This is a genomic window from Mycoplasma sp. 480 (assembly GCF_051353065.1).
In the GTDB taxonomy this organism is placed as follows: Bacteria; Bacillota_I; Bacilli_A; order Mycoplasmatales; family Metamycoplasmataceae; genus Mesomycoplasma_A.
Map to the genome: position 1 here is coordinate 725,470 of NZ_CP195722.1, position 20,038 is coordinate 745,507.

A 20,038-nucleotide genomic window follows, 5' to 3' on the forward strand; every position below is an offset into this window, starting at 1 on the left:
ATTTTTTAATTTAATCATTCTTTTTAAAAAGAATAAAAAAATCACCTTCAAAAGGTGAGGTCATTTTTTGAAATGGTGGCTCCGACAGGAATCGAACCAGTGACACACGGAGCTTCAATCCGTTGCTCTACCTACTGAGCTACAGAGCCATGGCGGTCCAGACGGGGATCGAACCCGCGATCTTCTCCGTGACAGGGAGACGTATTAAACCACTTTACCACTGAACCGTTGGTTGCGGAGATAGGACTCGAACCTATGGCCTTCGGGTTATGAGCCCGACGAGCTACCAACTGCTCCACTCCGCTATATAAATGTTGTAAATTGACAACATTGGAATTATTTTTAAGTTATTACCTTATTTAATAATAAATGGCGGGCAATGAGGGATTTGAACCCCCGCGGGCGGTGAAGCCCCTGCTAGTTTTCAAGACTAGTCCCTTCAGCCTCTTGGGTAATTGCCCATGGTGGACCCAACTGGACTCGAACCAGTGACCGACCGGTTATGAGCCGGTTGCTCTAACCAACTGAGCTATAGGTCCAAAATAAACCCGCTGGGTTTCCATATGGTGGCTCCGAAGAGAGTCGAACTCTTGACCTTTCGGGTATGAACCGAACGCTCTAACCAACTGAGCTACAGAGCCATGGTGGAGAGGAAGGGAGTCGAACCCTCTACCTCCTGCGTGCAAGGCAGGCGCTCTAGCCAAGTGAGCTACCCCCCCATGGTGAAGAAGACAGGATTTGAACCTGCGACCACTACGACCCAAACGTAGCGCTCTGCCAAGCTGAGCTACTTCTCCGTTGAAAATTATAACATAAAATACAAAAATCAAAATATTTTTTAATAATTTTTTTTAAATTTATTTTTAAAGGCATATTTATTAAAAAAATAATAAGAAAAGAACACTTATTTTAGTGTTCTTGATTTTATTATATTTCATTTAAATTTATTATTTTATTAAATTTATTTAATTGTTTTGAATCTAAATGATGTGATACGTAAATTAAAGTTTTATTGCTATCTAAAAATTTATCTAAAATTTGCTGTGCTAATTCTTTATTTAAATTAGATAATGATTCATCTAAAATAATAAAATCTTTATTAAAGTAAATCAATCTAGAAAGTGCAAGTCTTTGTTTTTGTCCTAAAGATAAAGATGTAAAACTATCAAAATCACTAGAAAATGCGTTTTGTTCTAATTCTTTATTTAAGTCTACAAATTCTAATGCTTCTTTTATTTTTTGTTCATCATTTTCAAGCAAGGAAACATTTTCAGAAACATTTTTGTCAAAAACAAAATTTTGATTATCTAAGTAAGAAATAGCATTTTTTATACTTTTATCGTTGAATGTTTTTATATCTTGGTTGTTAATAAGAACTTGTCCTTGATAATTATCTAAATCATTTAATAAAACACTAAGCAGTGTTGATTTACCAGAACCAGAAGCACCAATTAATGCGTATTTTTGCCCTTTAGAAAAGGTTTGATTGAAATCTTTAAAAATTACTTTATTATCAAAACTTAAATTTAAATTTTTAATTTCTATTTGCTCTATTGAATCAAGTTTTAACTGATTTTCTTCTTTTTCAAGATTTGTTTCTAAAAGTTTATAAATTTCTTTTGAAGCAACAAATTTTTTAAATTCAGAAATAAAATCTAGAAATTCAGTTTTAGAATTTTCAATAACTTTTTTAAAAATATAAATCATCCCTATACTTACAGAAGAATCGTTTTTAAAATACATAAATACCAAAATAATTATTCCTATTATTTCACCTGCTTCCACAACTAATTGTGAAAGACTATTATTAAAAATATTAAATCTTTCTTTTTTATAAGTTTTGAAATAATAATCTAAAATTTCTTTTTCTATAAAGGAATAAAGCATATTTTCTTTATTAGCATAATATAAAACAGTATATCTATCTATTCAATAAGTAAGTTTAGAAGAGAGTTGATTAAAAGAAATTTGTTTTTGTTCTGTATATATTTTTGCTTTTTTAACTGAAATTAAATTTGGAATAGTACTTAAAGTAAAAATTGCTAAAACTATTAATAAAATTACTCAATTAGTTATTCCAAAAAATAAGAAAATAAATAGTAAATTCACTAATATTGCAGTTAATTGTGCTAAAGGAATGATGGATTGAGATGTAATTGCACTACCATTATTTATAATTGAATTAAAAGCTAAATCTGGACTATATTTTTTCATCCCTTTTGCATTAGTATTTAAAAAATCACTATAAAAGTTTTTAGAAATACTTTTTGCAACATAAAGCAAAAGCTTATTATAAAAAGTAAAGTAAAAATAATTACTTACAAATAAAACCACATTTGCTAAAATTAATATTATTATTAAAATACCAAAAGTTAAAAAAAGATCATTTTTAATAAATGATAAGGTTTTTAAAACACTATCAATTGCATAACCTTCAATAATTGAGAGAACCATTTCTATAACACTTATTAAAATAGAACAAATTAGAAAAACAGAAAAAGTAAATTTCATATTTTTTAATGTTTTATTCATTTTCATCTCCTTTTAGTTCTATAACGTGATCATAAAATTCTGGATTTTTAAGATGATGTGTACAATTTATAAATAGTAAATTGGGATTATTTTTGAAAATATTTTCTAAAATTATTTTTGCATTTTTCTCATCAATATTAGACATTGCTTCATCTAAAATTAATAAATCTGGCTTTTTAAAGAAATATCTTGCAATGTTAATTCTTTGCTTCTCTCCTACTGATAATTCATCATCTTGTTTAAGTTCTCTATTTAAATCTAAATTTTCTAAATTTACTTTTAATAATGCTTGTTGAACTTTTTGCTCTTGATTCTCTTCTCAAAGAGAAATATTATTATAAATAGAATCAAAAAACAATTCTTCCCTATTAGATAAAAATATTAAATTTTCTTTTAAATTATTTATATTAATTTCTCTTAAATCTTTTCCATTTATACGGATATTTCCTTTATAATCATCAATTTGTTTTAATAAAATATTTAACAAGGTAGATTTTCCTGATCCGGATTTTCCTATAAGAGCATATTTTTTACCTTTTTTAAAAGTAAAATTAAAATTTTTGAAAATTTCTTTTTCTTCATAGTTAAAATCAAGAGATTCTACTTCGATTTTATCTATATTTTCTTTTACAATATTTTCTTTAGTAATTTCTTTTGCACCCGTAAATTCTTTAATATATTCTTTATAAGTTCCAAAATATTGAAGTAACATAATTATTTCTCTAAAATTATGAGCAAATCCCATAAAGAAAGAAGGTATAACAAAAATTGTTCCCACAGGTTCATTTAGATAAAAAATGAAATATCCTGTTATAAAAAGTAATAATATTGATGAAATAATTTGAAAAAAACTATTAATTAGTTCAAGCAAAATTACTTTAGATTTTTTAGTATTTATTTCTTTTATTCAATTATTCAAAATTGAATTAACTAGTTGAATAATTTTTTCTTCTTTATTTAAATAATATAAAATTTTAAAACCATTGAAAACTGTCTGTAAAGAAGAAATAAGATTTTCTTGATTTACAACATATTTTTCATTAATTTTACCAGCTAAAATACTTAAAAATAAAGGAATTATAAATGCTAAAATTAAAACTGCAATTCCTATTAAAGCAAGTTTTCAACTTATAAAAAACATAATGATTAAAACTGCAATATTAGTCAAAGTTTTTAAAAAACCTTCTAAGGAATGTTCAAAAACTAAACTAGTAATTTCAGGAATTCTTTCTTTAATTCAAATTAAATATTTTCCTTCTTTATTTTTCTCTATTTCATAATTAGAAATAGAAGAAATTTTTGTAATAGCATCTTTTGTTAATGTTTGATTTATTTTCATATTTAATTTATTTTTTAAAAATAAATAACAAAACGTTGAAATTACAAATAAAGATGATAAAACTGCATTTGCAATAATAAATTTATTATATTCTTCCCAATTTTTTTGTTCTATTGCATCTATTAAATTTACCAAATATAAAACTAATAGAGATGAACTTAATATAGTAAATAAATAAAAAATTGTAAAAAATACGATAATTCATTTACTGCTAAAATATTTTTTCATACAATAATTTCCTTTCTTTTTTTGACAAAAAATTACTTTTTCAAGTAATCATTTATTTTTAAATATAACAATTATTAAAAAATTAATTTACTTGAAAAATGAAAAATAATTACTAATACTTATAGTAATAATATTTTTAATTTTCTTAATAAAAATATTTCTTTTCATTTTTCCCTCTTTTTGTCTAATTTAATTTTAACACAAAAAGGAAAATTTTTACCAGCTTAACCGATATGTGGTTTTTTTACATAAATTGGTTGAATTTCAAGCAAATTTTCTTCTAGTTTAAATAATTTTTGATAATCAAAGAAATTATTTATTACATCTAAATAATCGATTGCTCAGTTTTCATTTCTTTCAACCACTTCAATATCTGAAAGAATTTTTCCTTTTTGAACAACTGCTTTATAAGAAGATTTACCACGGGCATCAATATATGCAATTTCTTTATTTTTTGTATGTAAAGAGACTAAATTAAAACTAGAAGTTGTGTAAATATTAATGTTACTTAATTGTGCGATAGTACGACAAAAAACTAAAGCTATTCTGCTTCCTGTGAATGTTCCTGGGCCTAAATTAATGTAAAAACTATTAATATTTTGTAAGCTAAGATGATTTCTTTCTAAAAGGTTTTTAAAAACTAAAGGTAATTTTTCTGATTTTTCTTTTAATTCAGTTTCTAAAACATAATCAATAAGTTTATATTGAGAATCAAAAAGAGCCACAACTAAATCATTTAATGTTGTATCTATAAAAATTTTCATTTTAATCCTCCGTATTTATAGTAATTTCATAAATTCTTTCATCGTTTGAAAATTTTATATCAATGGCAATAAAATTTTCATAATCTAAATTTAAATTTTTAGATCATTCGATTATAACTTTTTTATCTTCAAAATAATCTTCAAATTCTTCTAAATCACCTAACAAATTATAAGCATCGATATGTATTAAGTTAGAATATACTTTCATTTTGTTAAAAGTAGGAGAAACTACATTTTCTTTAATACCTAACTTTTTTGCAATTAATTTTGTCAAAGTTGTTTTTCCTGCTCCTAAATCTCCATTTAAATATAAATATTTTCAATTAAATTGAAAAATGTAGTTAACTATATCTTCTAAATTTTCTTCTTTTTTTATAAAAATTATTTTATCTTTCATATTTATATAATTTTATTACATTTTAGTATAATACAATTATGAAAAACAAATTATTTTTTTTAAAAAGTGACTATTTTCTAACTATTTTGGACAATATAGTTGCTACTAGAGAAAATATGAAAGGTATTAAAGACGAACATCAACAAAAAGTTAAAATAACTAAGATAATATATTTTTCAGTGATTTTCTTCTTTTCTATTCTTTCAATTTTCAGTACCACAATTTTAGCACTTTACTTAAATAATAATGATTCTTCAGGAATCAAACATTTAGTAGGGTTTATGGAAGTGTTCACATTCTTTTTAATGATATTTGATTATCTTTTATGAATGTGAAGTGCTCCTGTTAGAAATGTAAAAAAACATAAATATCCAAGGATTTTCTTTGTATTTTCTGTCTTATCTTTTAATTTAATATTATCAATATTGCCTTCATTATATTCTATTGATTTATTAACACCAACAGAACTAAATATTTCTTGAATAACATTATTAAAAAGTTTTAAATTTTTAAGAATGATTAGAATAATTTTATTATTAAATTTATTTTCATCATTTTCTTCATTATTTTCTGTTTTTAAAACACAAAAAACAATTTTAACCAATATTTTTGTTTTTATAATAATTGTTATTTTACTCTTCTCTTTAATTATTTTAGATGCAGAGTTAGATTATATTAAAAACAATAAAATACCAGAAGAAGATTTAGGCAGTTATGTAAATACGTTTCCTAAAGCTATTTATTTTACTACCATTACTTTAACCACTATTGGGTATGGAGATATAACTCCCCATTCTGATATTGCTAGAAGTTTAGTAGTAATTATGTCAATTATAGGTATAGCTATCTTTGCGATTCCTTCCGGGGTTATTGCAGGAGCATTTTTATCAAAAGTACAAACTAAAATCGAAAAAAAAGAAAAACATAAAAATACCAAAAATACAGAAAAACAAAACAAAAACGAATCAAATAACCAAAATAGTGATAAATAATTATTTGAACATAAAGAAAGAAAAACACAAGTTTAAATAACTTGTGTTTTTTAGTAAGCTTTTGCAAAAAGAACATATCTTTTTGAAGGTTTTTGTGAAAACATACATAAGCCTTCATCAACTGGTTTTAAATATTTAAATGGAATACATCTAGAAGTAGCACCAGTTTCTTTTTGGATCATTTCTTCTTCTTTTTCATCTCCATTAAATGCAGTAATAACAAATTTATTTTTAGCAATTTCTTTTTTGAAATCTTCATAGTTATTTACAACTACTGTATTGTCTTCAAGTCTTTTTTTAGCTCTTTGATACATACTATCTTGAATTTCAATTAATTTGTCTTCAAGATAATCTCTTAAAATAGAAATTTTTACTTTTTCTTTTTGTAATGTATCTCTTCTAACTACTGTAACTACACCTTCTTCAACATCTTTAGGTCCTACTTCCACTCTAATAGGAACTCCTTGAATTTCTGAATTAGCCGCTTTATATCCTGGTTGATTATCGCTTCTATCTACTCTAACTTTTAGTTTTTTAGCTAGTCATTTTTCTAGTTGATTTACTGTTTTTGACACTTGTGGATTTTTATTTGCAAAAAGTTCGAGAATATCAACTTGAATTGGAGCTATTCTTGGTGGAATTACAATTCCAGAATCATCTCCGTGAGTCATAATTAAAGCACCTAATAATCTTGTGGATAAACCTCAAGATGTTTGATAAGCAAATTCATCTTTATTATCTTTATTTGTAAAAATAATTTTGAAAGCACGTGAAAAATTTTGAGCTAAATAATGGGAAGTTCCTGATTGAAGTGCTTTTCCATCCTTCATCATAGCTTCAATTGTATAAGTAGAACAAGCACCTGCAAATTTTTCTCTTGGTGTTTTTTTACCAACAACTGTAGGAATAGCTAAATATTTTTTTAAAAATCTTTCATAAAGTTTAATCATGTCTCTTGTGAATTTTCTAGCTTCCATTGCATCGGAGTGAACAGTATGTCCTTCTTGTCATAAAAATTCACTAGTTCTTAAAAAAGGATTTGTTGTTTTTTCTCATCTCATAACTGAAGTTCATTGGTTATAAATCAAAGGCATATCCTTATAAGATTCAATATTTTTTTTAAACAAATCAGCAAATAAAACTTCACTAGTAGGTCTAATATACAGGTTATTGTGTAATTTTTTATCACCAATATGTGTTACAGTAACAAGTTCAGGAGCAAAACCTGCCACATGCTCTTTTTCTGTATTAATAAAGAAATCAGGAATTAGCATTGGTAAATAAACATTTTGAATTCCTTTTTCTTTAAATAATTTATTCATTTCTGTTTGAATATTTTCTCAAATAGCATAAGAATTAGGTTTAAAGATTATAGTTCCTTTTACAGGACCATATTCTATTAATTCTCCGTTTTTTATAACATCCACATATCACTGTGCAAAGTTTTCTTTTCAAGGTGTAATTTTATCAAGCTTTTTCATATGTATAATTTTATATTTTTTTGGTAAAAAACAAAATAAAAAATTGTTTTTTTAATATTATTTTAACTTTTTGAAAAAAGGTATTCATTAAATAAAAAATCAACCATTATGATTTTGGTTGAATTTTTGTTTTTAAATTATTTATTTTTTGTTTGAGATTTAAAAATATAATTGTAAATTTCTTGATAGTTAGAAACTGGGTGGAAAGTAATATTTTCTTTAACTTCTTCAGCTAAATCAACAATGTTTTTTTCATTATCTTTAGGAATGAAAATAGTTTTAATACCAAATTTATATGCTGCAAGAGTTTTTTCTTTTAAACCACCAATTGCTAATACTTTTCCTCTTAATGTTATCTCTCCAGTCATTCCTATTGTTGGAGAAACAGGTTTTTTAGCTAAAGCAGAAATAATTGCGGTAGTGAAAGTTACACCGGCAGAAGGTCCGTCTTTTGGAACCGCACCTTCAGGAACATGAATGTGAATTTGATTATTTTCAAAATCAAAATCAATACCAAATTCTTTAGCATTTGCACGAACATAACTAATAGCTATTTCTGCAGATTCTCTCATAACATCTTTTAATTGACCAGTTAATTTAATTTCAGCTTTGGTAGAAGGAACGGTATTAACTTCAATTGATAATGTTGAACCACCATAAGCAGTGTAAGCTAGTCCATTAACTATCCCTATTTGTGGTTTAGTTTCGTTTATATCATCTGAGAATTTTTCAATTCCAAGCATATCTGTTACAACTTTTTTATCAACTATAAAATCTTTGTCTTTGCTAATTTCGTTTTTTAATAGTTTAACGATAATTTTTCTAGCAATTTTATCTAAATTTCTTTTTAAATCCCTTACTCCCGCTTCTCTTGTATAAGATTTAATAATGTATTCAATTGTTTCTAAATCAATATTAAAGTATTTTTTATCTAATTGAGTTTCGCTTAAAACTTTATCTAATAAATGATTTTTAGCAATTTCTTTTTTTTCTAATAAAGTATAGGAAGATAATTCAATAATTTCCATTCTATCTGCAAGAGCTTCGGGAATACCATCAAAGTAATTTGCTGTTGCAATAAAAATAACTTTAGATAAATCATATTCTGTTTCTAAATAATGATCTTGGAAAAATTTATTTTGCTCTGGATCTAAAACTTCTAGCATTGCTGATGCAGGATCTCCTCTAAAATCTGAAGACATTTTATCAATTTCATCTAACAAGATAACCGGGTTAGAAACACCTGCTTTTTTAATTGCATTAATTATTTTTCCTGGCATAGCTCCAACATAAGTTCTTCTATGTCCTCTAATTTCTGATTCATCTCTAACTCCACCAAGAGAAATTTTTATCATTTTTCTCCCAATGGCGTCAGAAATAGATTGAGCAATAGAAGTTTTTCCTGTTCCAGGAGGACCAACTAAAGTTAAAATAGGCATATTATTATTTAATTTATTAGAATGTTTATCAAATAAACTTAAATCTAAAGCAGCATTTTCTGTTGGCAATGGCTTAATAATATTTAATTTTTTCTCATCATTTTTGTTTTTTATGTTTGTTAAAACAGCAAGAAATTCTAAAATTCTTTCTTTAACATCTTTTAAACCAAAGTGTTTTTTTGCTAATTCCTTGGATGCTTGTTCTATGTCTAAATGATCAATTTTTACTTTTCTTCAAGGTAAATTATAAATTAAATCTAAATAATTTTTAGTTACATTGGCTTCAGGAGAGCTAGACAACATTCCTTTTAATTTTCTTGTTTCATTTTTAATTATTTCTCTTACTTCTAAAGGAAATTTATTTTCATCATCTTTTTTAAATAGTTCTTTTTCATTTTTTTCTTCTTGTGAATCTTCATCACCCAATGTTTGACGAATTGCTCTCATTTTTTCTCTTAAAATAAATTCTTTTTGTTGTTTATCAAGAGTTTTTTTCATTTTATTTTCTATTTCATTAACAATTGCTCTTTCTTGAATCAAACTATTAATAAAATCTGCCATTGCTGCTAATCTTTGTAAATTATCTGTTGCAAAAATTAAACGTTTTTTATATTCTTTTGGTAAATCTACTTCTTCAGCAATTGCTAAAAGTGGAAAAATAATTTCATTTTCATCCATTAAATTTTTTAATGAAAAAAGTGGTTCAAAAAATTCTTTAATTGGTTTTAAAAAAGAATGATTTGAAAATTCTTCTTCCATTTTTCTAATACCAGCTTTTACAGCACCAAGACTAGAAGAATTAAACTTTATAAATTCTGCATCAACATCTTGACCAATAATTCTACTAAAACTTTTATCTACCGGAGAAAAAGAATTAATTTTAACCTTTTGAGCTGTTGGCAACATATTTAATTCAACAAAAGTTTTCATTTCTCTTTTTATATCAATTATTCTTCAAACTATACCAACTTTTTCTTCATCAGGAATTACTTCCATATTCATTGTAGAGTCGATTCATAAATCAAAATGAGAAATAACCACAGGAAAACCTTCACTTAAATCGTTATTTTCCCCGTATTTTTCCCTTTCTTTTCATAAAAATTTAAATTCTTGTTCATCTAGTCTAATTACTTTTTTAGTAAAAAGAAAGACTTCATCGAAATTTAATAATAACATTTTGTTTTTTGTTTTATTTTGCATATCTCCCCTTTGCTTAATTTAATTATTTAATTATACAATAAATAAAATTATATAATAAAAATTAGCACTCTCCAATAAAAAGTGCTAATTTTTTTAAAATCTATTTTAATCTTTTCATTTTAATGAATTAAGTGCTGCTTTTAGTGCTGCAACTTTTTTATCATCAGAAAGTCCATAATATCCTTCTGCAAGTCCTTCTTCAAATCCACCATATGAAGCATTACCACCAATTAGAACATATCCTTCTGCTCAAGTTTCATTTTCGTGAGTTACTTGACCATCTGTGCCTTTTGTATATTTGATTCCTTTTGTATTAACATCAAAGTTACCAAATAATTTTTTTGTTGTTTCTAATACTGTTTTTCTATCTGTATTAGATTTTTTAGCTGATGCTATGTCGTTGAAATCATCAAAGTTATCTCCAACTCTCATAACAACTTTAAAGGAAACAGCAGTTGCTCCTGATTGTTCAGCACTTAAGTCAAATTTTTTATCAGAACTTACTAAATTCATTCTTGCTTCTTTAGCAGATTTTACCCTTTTTCCATTAGCATCTTTTTGAATGTGATCTCATGGTTTGTCTTTGGTTAAATCAACTCCTTGCATTCATCAAATTCATTTTGGCATGTATTTTGCTTCTAATCCTTCAGCTACTAAATTTGCTTTTGTAGGTTCTAGTTGATTTTCTTGTTCTCTATTTGAGTTGAACATAACAACTCCACCTTTTGATCATACGTGTTTAATAAATTCAATAGCTCCTGCTATTTTTTTAGCTTTTTTATCTTGAACAAATTGATTTCATGAATCTGCATTAAATGTTTGTTTATGTAACACTAAGTAATTTTGGTAAGCATAGTTATTTAAAACTGTTTCATCTAAATCCATAAATACAACTGGAATAGATTTTCCTTCTGTTGTATTTGTAACAGTTACATGTTCTCCATTTGTTTTTACTTTATCAAGTTCAAAAACACTTGTTTGTCCTTCTACTAAAGTATCAAATTGTTTCATTGCTGATTGGTATAAAGTGTATGCCATAGCATCTTTTTCTGCTGAAACTGAATTTCAAACATTAGCTAATCATCTTTGATTATCTAAAATGTTTTTATCTTCTGAATTTTGGTTAGTTGAAGTTTGATTTGTTGTTTTTTCACCACAAGAAACAACAGTTGCAAAAGCGATTGCTGGTGTTAACACTAGACTTGATTTAATTAAAATATTCTTTAATTTCATTTTTCTCCTTAAAAATATTAATTTTTGATTACATATAAAATTATAGAAAAATATGAATAATTTTTATAAAATAAAATCAAAAAGTTGCATTTTTTATGAATTTTTATGGAAAAATTCATTTTATGCCCTTTTAGTTAATTAAATTTTGAGTCCGTTTCAATAAAAAAACATCATATTTTGTTTTTTAAATATGATGTTTTTGTTTTCTGTGATTTTTATAATAAGTTTCTAAAAATACAATAATTCCAAAGGTTAATATTGAAGAAAGAAGGTAATTAGCTAAATTAAATGGAATAAAAGTAATTAAAGAAACTGTAAAATATTCAGTTAAATATTCTTTATAACTCATTTTTAAACCATATAAATAAAAATATGGTCAATTAAAAACAAAAATATTTAATGTGGTAATTACAATAGTTGTAACTATAATAGATAAAACTAAAGATAAAACAATAAACCAGTTTTTATTTTTAATTATTTTTTCAAAAAGTTTTTTAAACAAGAAAAAACTAAATATAAAGATCAAGTTTGCTACTAATAAAATAAAATGTCCCAAATAACCCGTTGCATCTATATTTAATTGAATTACTGGTCCTAAAAGAAATCTTATTAATAAAGCAATTAAAGTATATCTATAACGCAAAAAGAACGCGATTGGAAATATAAAGATAATTGATAGGTCAATTTTTAAACCAAAATCCCCAAGTGGTCACGCTATATATTTACTTAGAAAAAGAGCTATTAAAGATAAACAAAGAAAAATAGCTGTAAATACAATTGAAAACACAACTCTTTCTTTGGAGTAAGAAAAGTTTTTATGCATTTAATAAATAACTTAATCCAATAAGTGCTGAATTGTCCTTTAATTTATCAAATTTAAACTTAACTTGTTTAAATTGTTGTTTATCACAAAGTGTTTTTGCCATTTTAATAGCTTCTTTTACAAAGAAACTGTTTTTGTGAGTTACTGAACCTCCAAAAACAATTAAATTCGGAGCTAAAATCCCTATAAATGTAGCAATAGTTTTAGCTAAAGTTATAACAGATTCATTATAAACTCTTTCAAAAGTTTCATCTTTGTTGTAATTTTCTAAAACTTCTTTTGCATCTACTTTTTTATCTTTTAATTGACTAGCTCTTAGTGCAAAACCTGTTCCAGAAACAAATAGTTCTGCAGCATATTTAGATAAATGAAATGTGCTAAAAAGTGGTTCTCCAAGAGGAATTCTAGCAATTTCTTGTCCTAAATGATTTACTCCAGTGTAAATTTGGTTGTTAATAACTAATCCTGCACCAAATCCTGTAGAAATGGTAAAAAATTGAGTTATATCTTCTTTATTTTGATTATAAAAATGATGGTTAGCTAAAGCCATAGCATTAGCGTCATTTTCAAAAACAATTTTTTCTAATTTAGTGTTATTTAAAAGGTATTCTTTAACATTTAAATTTTTTCAACCTTTTAAATTAGGAGTGTTAAAGATGATACCATCTTTGTAGTTAGCAGGTCCTGGAATGCAAACTGCTAATTTATTAATTTCATATGTATTGATAAGTTTAACTATTTTATCAAGTGTTTCTTGTCAGTTAGTTGTGTTTGTTTGAAATTTAATTTTTTTTGTAATTTTGTGTTCTTTTATTAAAGCGAAACGAACATTAGTTCCGCCAATATCAACTGTTGCAAATTTATTCATTATTTTGTACCGAAAATCCTATCTCCTGCATCTCCAAGACCAGGTAATATATATTTTTTATCATTTAATTTTTCGTCTTTTGCTGCTAAAAAGATTTTAACATCTGGATGTTTAGAAGAAACATGATTAATTCCTTCTTGCACACCAACAAGACAAACTAAATTTATATTTTTAAATCCATCAGCTTTTAATCTACTAATAGAATCTACTGCTGATGTTCCAGTGGCAAGCATTGGATCTACCACTAAAATTAAAGAATCTTTAGAAACATTAGGTATTTTATAAAAGTATTCATGAACTTCAAAAGTTTTTTCATCTCTATAAACTCCAATATGTCCAACTCTTGATGTTGGAACAAGTGATAAAATTCCTTCTACCATCCCAAGACCAGCTCTTAAAATTGGTACTATGACAATTTCTTGTTCCATTTTTTGTCCAATAGTTTCCACTCCCACTGCTGTTTTAACTTTACAATCGACAGTTTTATAATCTCTTAAAATTTCATACACCATTAATGTTGAAATTTCTTTTAGTAATTCCCTAAATAAATGGTGTGTTGTGTTTTCGTCTCTCATTATTGTTAATTTTGTAGTAATTAGGGGGTGATTTAAAACTTTTACCATTTATATTTCTCCTTTATTTTTCTGTATATTTGGTTTTTTAATAGTTATTATTTTTATCTAAAGCTATTCCTTGCATAATTTGAACACCTGATGATGTTCCAAATCTTGTAGCACCAAGATCATACATTTTTTTCAAGTCTTCTAGACTTTTTACTCCACCGGCTGCTTTGATTTCAATTTTGTCTCCTACAACTTCTTTCATAATTTTAATATCTTCTTCTGAAGCACCTCTATATGAAAAACCTGTTGAAGTTTTAACAAATTCTGCTCCGGAAGCTAAAACTATTTCTGTTGCTTTTTTGATTTCGTCCTTAGTTAATAAAGCGGTTTCTACAATAACTTTTAAAATTTTAGAACCGATTTCTTTTTTAACTGCTTTAATATCGTTTAAAATAAATTCATATTGTTCGTCTTTTAATTTCCCGATATTAATAACCATATCAATTTCATCAGCTCCGTGGTTAACAGCGAGTTTTGCTTCTTGTGCTTTTGCTTGTGTAATCATTGCACCTAAAGGGAAACCAACCACTGCTGTGATTCCTACTTCAGAATTTTCTAATTTTTCTTTTACATATTTTACTCATGATGAGTTTACACAAACTGTTTTAAAACCGTATTCTTTTGCTTCAGCAACAAGTTTATTAATTTCTTTTGTTGTTCCTTCTGGTTTTAAATAAGTGTGATCAATTAATTTTGCTCAATTCATTTTTACTCCATTTTTTCTAAAATTATTTTATTTTCTACTGTTTGAGAATTTATTTTATATGAATCTTTTAATTCTTGAACTAATTCTTCATTTATTGGATTTGAAGAATATAGTGTGAATAAAAGATCGTTTTTATTAACTTTGTCATTTGTTTTTTTGTTAATTTGTATTCCTGCTTCAAAATCGATTGAATCTTCTTTTGTTTCCCTTCCTGCACCAAGTTTTGAAGCAACGATACCAAAATCTAATGCGGAAGTGATTTCCATATATCCATCTTTTTGGGCAAATACTTCTAATTTGTATTTTGGATTTCAAAAATCAGCAGCTTTCAATTTATCAACATCTCCGCCTTGGAATTTTACAAATTCATAAAATTTATCAAGTGCTTTACCGTTGTGAACTACTTCTTCAATCATTTTTAAAGCTTCTTGTTCATCGTTTGTAACTTTTGCTTGTTTTAGAATTGTAGAACAAGCAGAATAACATAGCTCAACAAAATCTTTTGGTCCATTACCTTTTAAAGTTTCAATAGCTTCTAAAACTTCATTTTTATTTCCAATAGCTTTTCCCATTGGTCTAGACATATTGGTTATTTCTACTCTAACATCTCTATTAAGTTGTTTTCCTATAGTAATCATTTGTTCGGATAATTTTTTTGCTTCTTCTAAATTACTCATAAAAGCACCATTTCCACATTTTACATCTAAAAGAATTGCATCTGAACCAGTTGCTAGTTTTTTAGACATAATTGAAGATGCAATAAGTGGAATTGATGATACATTTCCCGTAACATCTCTTAAAGCATAAAGTTTTTTATCAGCAGGAACTAAGTCATTGCTCTGTCCTATAACTGCAATTTTGATTTTATTTACTTGATTGATAAATTGTTCTTCAGTTAACTCAACTCCAAAACCTGGAATTGATTCTAACTTATCAATAGTTCCACCTGTATGTCCAAGTCCACGACCTGACATTTTAGCAACCGGAACACCTAAAGCTGCTATAATTGGACCTACTACTAAAGTTGTTTTATCACCAACACCACCAGTTGAATGCTTATCAACTTTTATTCCGTGAATTGAAGATAAATCAATTATTTTTCCTGATTTCATCATTTCTAAAGTAAATTTACCAATTTCTTTAGGTGTCATTCCTTTAAATAAAATTGTTGTTAGAAAGGAAGACATTTGATAATCTTTAATTTCTCCACTTACATAATTATGAATAATAAATTCAATTTCTTTATCTGTAAGTTCAAAACCTTCTCTTTTTTTTATTATTAAATCAACTATTCTCATTTTTTTCTCACTTTTCTTTTTTTAAAATAGACCAACCTAAAAGTTAGTCTATTTTTGTTTTATGCAAGTTCTAAAGCAATTTCCATCATTTGTAAAAATTTAGTTTCACGTTCTTCTGATGAAGTTTCTTCTTTTGTAATTAAATTATCTGAAATGGTTAATAAACAAGCAGCTTCTTTATTTAATTTTTTAGCATTTGCAAATAAAGCAAATGATTCCATTTCAACAGCAACTGCTTTTGTTAATTCAATTGTCTTATTTAATGGTCTAGAAGAGTAGAAAACATCAGATGAGTGAACTCTTCCTACATGTAAATTAATTCCTAATTTTAAAGCATTTTCTAATAATTGTGCATTTAATTTTTTAGATGGTTCTAATAAATGTGTATTTTCTCCAAGCACAAGTTGTGAAAATGCGTGTGAATCTGAATAAGCACTATCAGCTAATAAAACATCGTATAATTTTAAATCTGCTGTATAAGCTCCTGCAGAACCTATTCTTACAATTCTATCTACATCATAAAATTTAAATAATTCATATGAGTAAATTCCAATTGATGGGACTCCCATTCCTGATGCAGCGATTGTAATTGGTTTTCCTTTGTATAATCCAGTGTACATAAACATATTTCTAACTGTATTTACAAGTTCAACATTTGTTAAAAATTTTTCAGCAATAAATTTTGCTCTTAATGGATCTCCAGGCATTAAAACTGTTTTAGCAATTTTCCCTGGTTTTGCATTAATATGTGGGGTCATTTTTTCTCCTTAATTTAACTAATTTATTATTACTATTATACAATAAAGTTATCTAAAAGTTTTTAAATTTATCTAAAAAGAAATATAAAATAAATAAAAAACTTCTTGGGAAAAAGAAGTTTAATTTATATTATTTTTTTAGAATTTTTGTCATTTCTTTCACATATAAAAATCCAGAAAATAAAGAGAAAATAAGTGCTATAAAAAGCGGGATATTTACAACTCAGTAGATTCAAACTCAGTTTGTATTATTAATAAAAAATGGTGTTATTCAGAAAAGGAAAGGAATAGCAAAGCTTTGAATAAAGGTTTTTCATTTTCCTCAAATAGAAGCACTAATATTTAAATTATTTTTTGCTGCTAAATTTCTACATCCATCCACAACAATATCTCTAACAATGAAAACAATTACTACTCAAATTTCTGTAAAATTAAATAGTCCTAAAAATATTAATGCAGTTGTTGTGATAACTTTATCTGCAATTGGATCAAATAGTTTTCCAAAATTGCTAACTACATTTCATTTTCTTGCTAAATATCCGTCTAAAAAGTCTGTAAACATTGCAAGCAAGAAGATGATAACAGAAACTGCTAAAAGATGAAAATTAATAAAACTATCTTTAAAGGCATATTTATAATGTGCATTATTGTAATAAATGACTAAAAGAATAACAAAAGGAATTCATAAAATCATTCTAAAAATAGTTAAATAATTGGGAATATTTTTCTTTTTAGACATTTGATAAAACCTCTTGCTTAAATTGTTCTTTTTTAGATAAATATTCTTCTGAATTTTTTTCTAAAAAGATTTTTTCCATATCTTTAAAATATTTTATTTCTTCTTGATTTTTTTTAGATCATAAATTTGATTTATTTTCAATTAAATTTAAAATATTTTGATGAATTGTAGTATCTCTTTCCAATTTATTATGAATAAAAATTTTTTTATATTTTTTTTCATGAGTGATTTCTTTTAATTGTTTTTCTGCAAAACTACGAATGTCCTTCATTTTTTTATCACCAACAGAAACTACAAATTTTTTTAAAAAGTCATCGTTAATTTCCATTATTGCATTCACTTTATATACAGATGCTTCAATTACTTCTTGCTCTATTTTATTTAATTCTGCTTTTTCTTTTTTGATTTTTTTTCTTTTGATTCTTTCTGAAATTATTTGAAATAAAAGAACTCCGATAATTAAAGCTAGTAAAACCCCAGCAATAACTCATATTGTTACTTGATCCATATTATTTTCTCCTTATATAAATTATATTAAATTAAGACTAAATTAATAAGAATATTAAAATAGTTATACCAAAAAAGATAAAAGTTGAAGTTGCATCTGTTAAAGTTGCTAAAATAGGTGCAGACATAACAGCTGGATCTTTACCCATTCTTGCTGCTAATAAAGGTATTACAGAACCTAAAATTTTTGAAAAGATAATTACCAAAAACATTGATACAGAAGCTGCTGCTGAAATTATTAAAATATAGGCATATTTAGGTAATTTAGTAACAATTCCTTCACTGGATGTAATAAATTCTGTATTAAAAATATCTTTTGTTATCATAAAATAAATTACTAATCTTGAAAAATTGACTAGCATTAATATTAATCCAATAATTGCTCCAACATTAACTTCTTTGAAAAATACCTTTTTTAAATATCCTCTTTTTTCTATTTCCCCTAAAGAAAGGGCTCTTGTTATGGTAGTTGCTGATTGCGAACCAGCATTTCCAGCTGAACCCGAAATTACAGGAATTATCGAAACAATTGTTGAAATAAATATCCCTAGTCCTAAAGCTTTTAAACTTGAACTATTTTCAAGTGAATCGGTAAAAAGTTGAATAACAACTTGTGATAAAGTAGAACCTAACATCAAAATTATTAATCAAAATATTCTTGATTTTACAATGGTTAATACTTTAGTTTTTAAGTATTCTTCTTCAACTACCTTCGAACTAATTCCTGCCATTTTATAAATATCTTCTGTAGCTTCTTCTTGAAAAATATCAATAATATCATCTGAAGTCACCATTCCAACAAGCTTATTAGATGAATTCATTACCGGAATTACTGACATATCGTGTTCAGCAAAGATATTAGCAACTTCTTCTTTTGAGTCTGTTGTATAAACATTAGGAACTGCAAACATAATATCTTTAAGTTGGTAAGATACTTTTGAAAAAACGATATCTTCTAAAGTTAAAGCACCAACTAATTTTTTATTTTTATTAACAATGTAGTAATAATGAGTTAACTCTACTTCATCTTTTTTATTTCTAATATATTCTAAAGCTTGTCCTGCGGTTCAATTTTCTTTTAAAGTTATAATGTCTACAGACATCACCGAACCAATTTGATCTTCATTATATCTTAAGATTCTGTTTAATGCTTTTCTTGTTTCTGGATCGATGTTTTTTAATATTTTTTGTGCTAAATTTTGTGGAATTTCTTCAATTAAATCTGCAATTTCATCTGTATAAAGTTCATCAACAATTTGATTAAGCATATCTTGAGAAAAATTATGAATCAAATTTTCTTGTATTTCAATTGGCAAATAAGAAAAAACATCTCCTGCTACTTCTGTATTTAACATTCTAAAGAAAATTATTCTATGAATATCATTTAATTTTTCTACCTCATCGGCGATTGTTACAATAGGAGTATTTTTCGAATATTCCCTAATCCAAGAAATATCTTTTTTTTCAATAGCATTTTCAATAGGTGTCATATTCTGCCCTCCTTTGTTTCTTAATTTTTAAGTTTTGTTTCTAAAATTTTTCTAAAATCATCTATTAAAACGTATTCAAATTTACCATTTTTTGCAATGGTAATTCCTCCTGTTTCTTCTGAAACAACAATAGTTGTTGAATCTGATTGTTCACTAATTCCCATTGCCGCTCTATGTCTAGAACCAAATTTATTATTAATTGATTTAGATGTTATTTTGTAATAGGTGGAAGCATAAATCATTTTATTTCCACGAATTATCACTGCTCCATCATGAAGTGGAGAGTTTTTATTAAATATAGAAAGTAAAAGTGAAGAAGAAATATTGGAATCAATTTTTATTCCATCTGTTCTTAAATTTTCAATATTATCGTGATTTTCTATAGTTATTATTGCTCCTGTTTTAGTTCTTGAAAGTTCATCAACTGCGTTTTTTAATTCTATTATTACTCTATTTTTATTAGAATCAGCTAATTCTCTGAATTTTGATTTTTTACTTTTTATATCTTTAATTAAAATTAATATTTCTTTTATTCCTATTGATAGAAATATTATAAAGACAAGTATAAAAGTAAGTATAACTAATGCTAACATTATTATTCTTTTTAAAAAAACGTATCTT

Annotated in this window: 18 protein-coding genes and 8 tRNA genes; 1 reads left to right on the forward strand and 25 read right to left on the reverse strand. The window is 25.8% G+C overall.

All coding sequences use genetic code 4. From position 1 onward, the window contains the following. Positions 1-73 precede the first annotated feature (73 nt). The 12 genes from ACR34G_RS03045 to tsaE form a co-directional block, all read right to left on the reverse strand. Positions 74-149, reverse strand: a tRNA-Phe gene (locus ACR34G_RS03045). 1 nt (position 150) lies between these two features. Then, positions 151-227, reverse strand: a tRNA-Asp gene (locus tag ACR34G_RS03050). A 2-nt stretch (positions 228-229) separates the two neighbouring features. Further along, positions 230-305 (reverse strand) — tRNA-Met (locus ACR34G_RS03055). A 65-nt stretch (positions 306-370) separates the two neighbouring features. Then, a tRNA-Ser gene (locus ACR34G_RS03060) sits at positions 371-461 on the reverse strand. A 1-nt stretch (position 462) separates the two neighbouring features. Continuing rightward, positions 463-539, reverse strand: a tRNA-Ile gene (locus ACR34G_RS03065). A gap of 25 nt (positions 540-564) precedes the next feature. Then, positions 565-641, reverse strand: a tRNA-Met gene (locus ACR34G_RS03070). A 1-nt stretch (position 642) separates the two neighbouring features. Next, a tRNA-Ala gene (locus ACR34G_RS03075) sits at positions 643-719 on the reverse strand. 1 nt (position 720) lies between these two features. Next, positions 721-797: transfer RNA gene (locus ACR34G_RS03080), tRNA-Pro, on the reverse strand. 130 nt (positions 798-927) lie between these two features. Next, positions 928-2,532, reverse strand: a complete 1,605-nt coding sequence (locus ACR34G_RS03085; RefSeq protein ID WP_436358489.1) for an ATP-binding cassette domain-containing protein — start codon at positions 2,530-2,532, stop codon at positions 928-930. Then, positions 2,525-4,099, reverse strand: coding sequence for an ATP-binding cassette domain-containing protein (locus tag ACR34G_RS03090; RefSeq protein WP_436358490.1), 1,575 nt, complete (start codon positions 4,097-4,099; stop codon positions 2,525-2,527). Before ACR34G_RS03090 ends, ACR34G_RS03085 begins: the two co-directional genes overlap by 8 nt. A 224-nt stretch (positions 4,100-4,323) precedes the next feature. Further along, on the reverse strand, positions 4,324-4,863 hold the full coding sequence (gene tsaB, locus ACR34G_RS03095; protein WP_436358491.1) for a tRNA (adenosine(37)-N6)-threonylcarbamoyltransferase complex dimerization subunit type 1 TsaB: 540 nt from the start codon (positions 4,861-4,863) through the stop codon (positions 4,324-4,326). A 1-nt stretch (position 4,864) separates the two neighbouring features. Beyond that, the gene (gene tsaE / locus ACR34G_RS03100) at positions 4,865-5,260 is read right to left on the reverse strand and encodes a tRNA (adenosine(37)-N6)-threonylcarbamoyltransferase complex ATPase subunit type 1 TsaE (RefSeq protein ID WP_436358492.1); all 396 of its coding nucleotides are present in this window, start codon (positions 5,258-5,260) and stop codon (positions 4,865-4,867) included. A gap of 38 nt (positions 5,261-5,298) precedes the next feature. Between tsaE and ACR34G_RS03105 the strand changes: the two genes are divergently transcribed. Then, on the forward strand, positions 5,299-6,252 hold the full coding sequence (locus ACR34G_RS03105; protein WP_436358493.1) for a potassium channel family protein: 954 nt from the start codon (positions 5,299-5,301) through the stop codon (positions 6,250-6,252). 50 nt (positions 6,253-6,302) lie between these two features. Here ACR34G_RS03105 and proS read toward each other — a convergent pair whose 3' ends face one another. The 13 genes from proS to ACR34G_RS03170 all read right to left on the reverse strand — a co-directional run bounded on the left by proS (position 6,303) and on the right by ACR34G_RS03170 (position 20,010). After that, positions 6,303-7,733: a proline--tRNA ligase gene (gene proS, locus ACR34G_RS03110; RefSeq protein ID WP_436358494.1), complete on the reverse strand. Its 1,431-nt coding sequence runs from the start codon at positions 7,731-7,733 to the stop codon at positions 6,303-6,305. A 137-nt stretch (positions 7,734-7,870) separates the two neighbouring features. Beyond that, on the reverse strand, positions 7,871-10,372 hold the full coding sequence (gene lon / locus ACR34G_RS03115; protein ID WP_436358495.1) for an endopeptidase La: 2,502 nt from the start codon (positions 10,370-10,372) through the stop codon (positions 7,871-7,873). A gap of 105 nt (positions 10,373-10,477) precedes the next feature. Beyond that, on the reverse strand, positions 10,478-11,605 hold the full coding sequence (locus ACR34G_RS03120) for an HAD family acid phosphatase (protein WP_436358496.1): 1,128 nt from the start codon (positions 11,603-11,605) through the stop codon (positions 10,478-10,480). A gap of 184 nt (positions 11,606-11,789) precedes the next feature. Next, entirely contained in the window at positions 11,790-12,428 is a 639-nt protein-coding gene (locus ACR34G_RS03125) for an MPN527 family putative ECF transporter permease subunit (protein ID WP_436358497.1), read from the reverse strand. Beyond that, positions 12,421-13,296, reverse strand: coding sequence for an ROK family protein (locus ACR34G_RS03130; RefSeq protein WP_436358498.1), 876 nt, complete (start codon positions 13,294-13,296; stop codon positions 12,421-12,423). Before ACR34G_RS03130 ends, ACR34G_RS03125 begins: the two co-directional genes overlap by 8 nt. After that, positions 13,296-13,919, reverse strand: coding sequence for a uracil phosphoribosyltransferase (gene upp / locus ACR34G_RS03135; RefSeq protein WP_436358499.1), 624 nt, complete (start codon positions 13,917-13,919; stop codon positions 13,296-13,298). The genes ACR34G_RS03130 and upp overlap by 1 nt, the downstream gene beginning before the upstream one ends. A 37-nt stretch (positions 13,920-13,956) precedes the next feature. Then, a complete protein-coding gene (deoC, locus tag ACR34G_RS03140) occupies positions 13,957-14,625 on the reverse strand; it encodes a deoxyribose-phosphate aldolase (protein WP_436358500.1) in 669 nt (222 codons plus the stop codon). Between the two features lie 2 nt (positions 14,626-14,627). Next, on the reverse strand, positions 14,628-15,923 hold the full coding sequence (locus ACR34G_RS03145) for a pyrimidine-nucleoside phosphorylase (protein ID WP_436358502.1): 1,296 nt from the start codon (positions 15,921-15,923) through the stop codon (positions 14,628-14,630). A 59-nt stretch (positions 15,924-15,982) separates the two neighbouring features. After that, the gene (deoD, locus tag ACR34G_RS03150; protein ID WP_436358503.1) at positions 15,983-16,681 is read right to left on the reverse strand and encodes a purine-nucleoside phosphorylase; all 699 of its coding nucleotides are present in this window, start codon (positions 16,679-16,681) and stop codon (positions 15,983-15,985) included. Between the two features lie 130 nt (positions 16,682-16,811). Then, complete coding sequence (gene pgsA / locus ACR34G_RS03155) at positions 16,812-17,420, reverse strand: CDP-diacylglycerol--glycerol-3-phosphate 3-phosphatidyltransferase (RefSeq protein WP_436358504.1); 609 nt, start codon at positions 17,418-17,420, stop codon at positions 16,812-16,814. Further along, the gene (locus ACR34G_RS03160; protein WP_436358505.1) at positions 17,413-17,928 is read right to left on the reverse strand and encodes an MHJ_0274 family protein; all 516 of its coding nucleotides are present in this window, start codon (positions 17,926-17,928) and stop codon (positions 17,413-17,415) included. Before ACR34G_RS03160 ends, pgsA begins: the two co-directional genes overlap by 8 nt. A gap of 37 nt (positions 17,929-17,965) precedes the next feature. Further along, positions 17,966-19,417 carry a magnesium transporter gene (gene mgtE / locus ACR34G_RS03165; RefSeq protein WP_436358506.1) on the reverse strand — a complete coding sequence of 484 codons (1,452 nt, stop codon included), beginning with the start codon at positions 19,415-19,417 and terminating at the stop codon, positions 17,966-17,968. 20 nt (positions 19,418-19,437) lie between these two features. Next, positions 19,438-20,010, reverse strand: a complete 573-nt coding sequence (locus ACR34G_RS03170; protein ID WP_436358508.1) for a diadenylate cyclase — start codon at positions 20,008-20,010, stop codon at positions 19,438-19,440. Between the last annotated feature and the right edge of the window lie 28 nt (positions 20,011-20,038).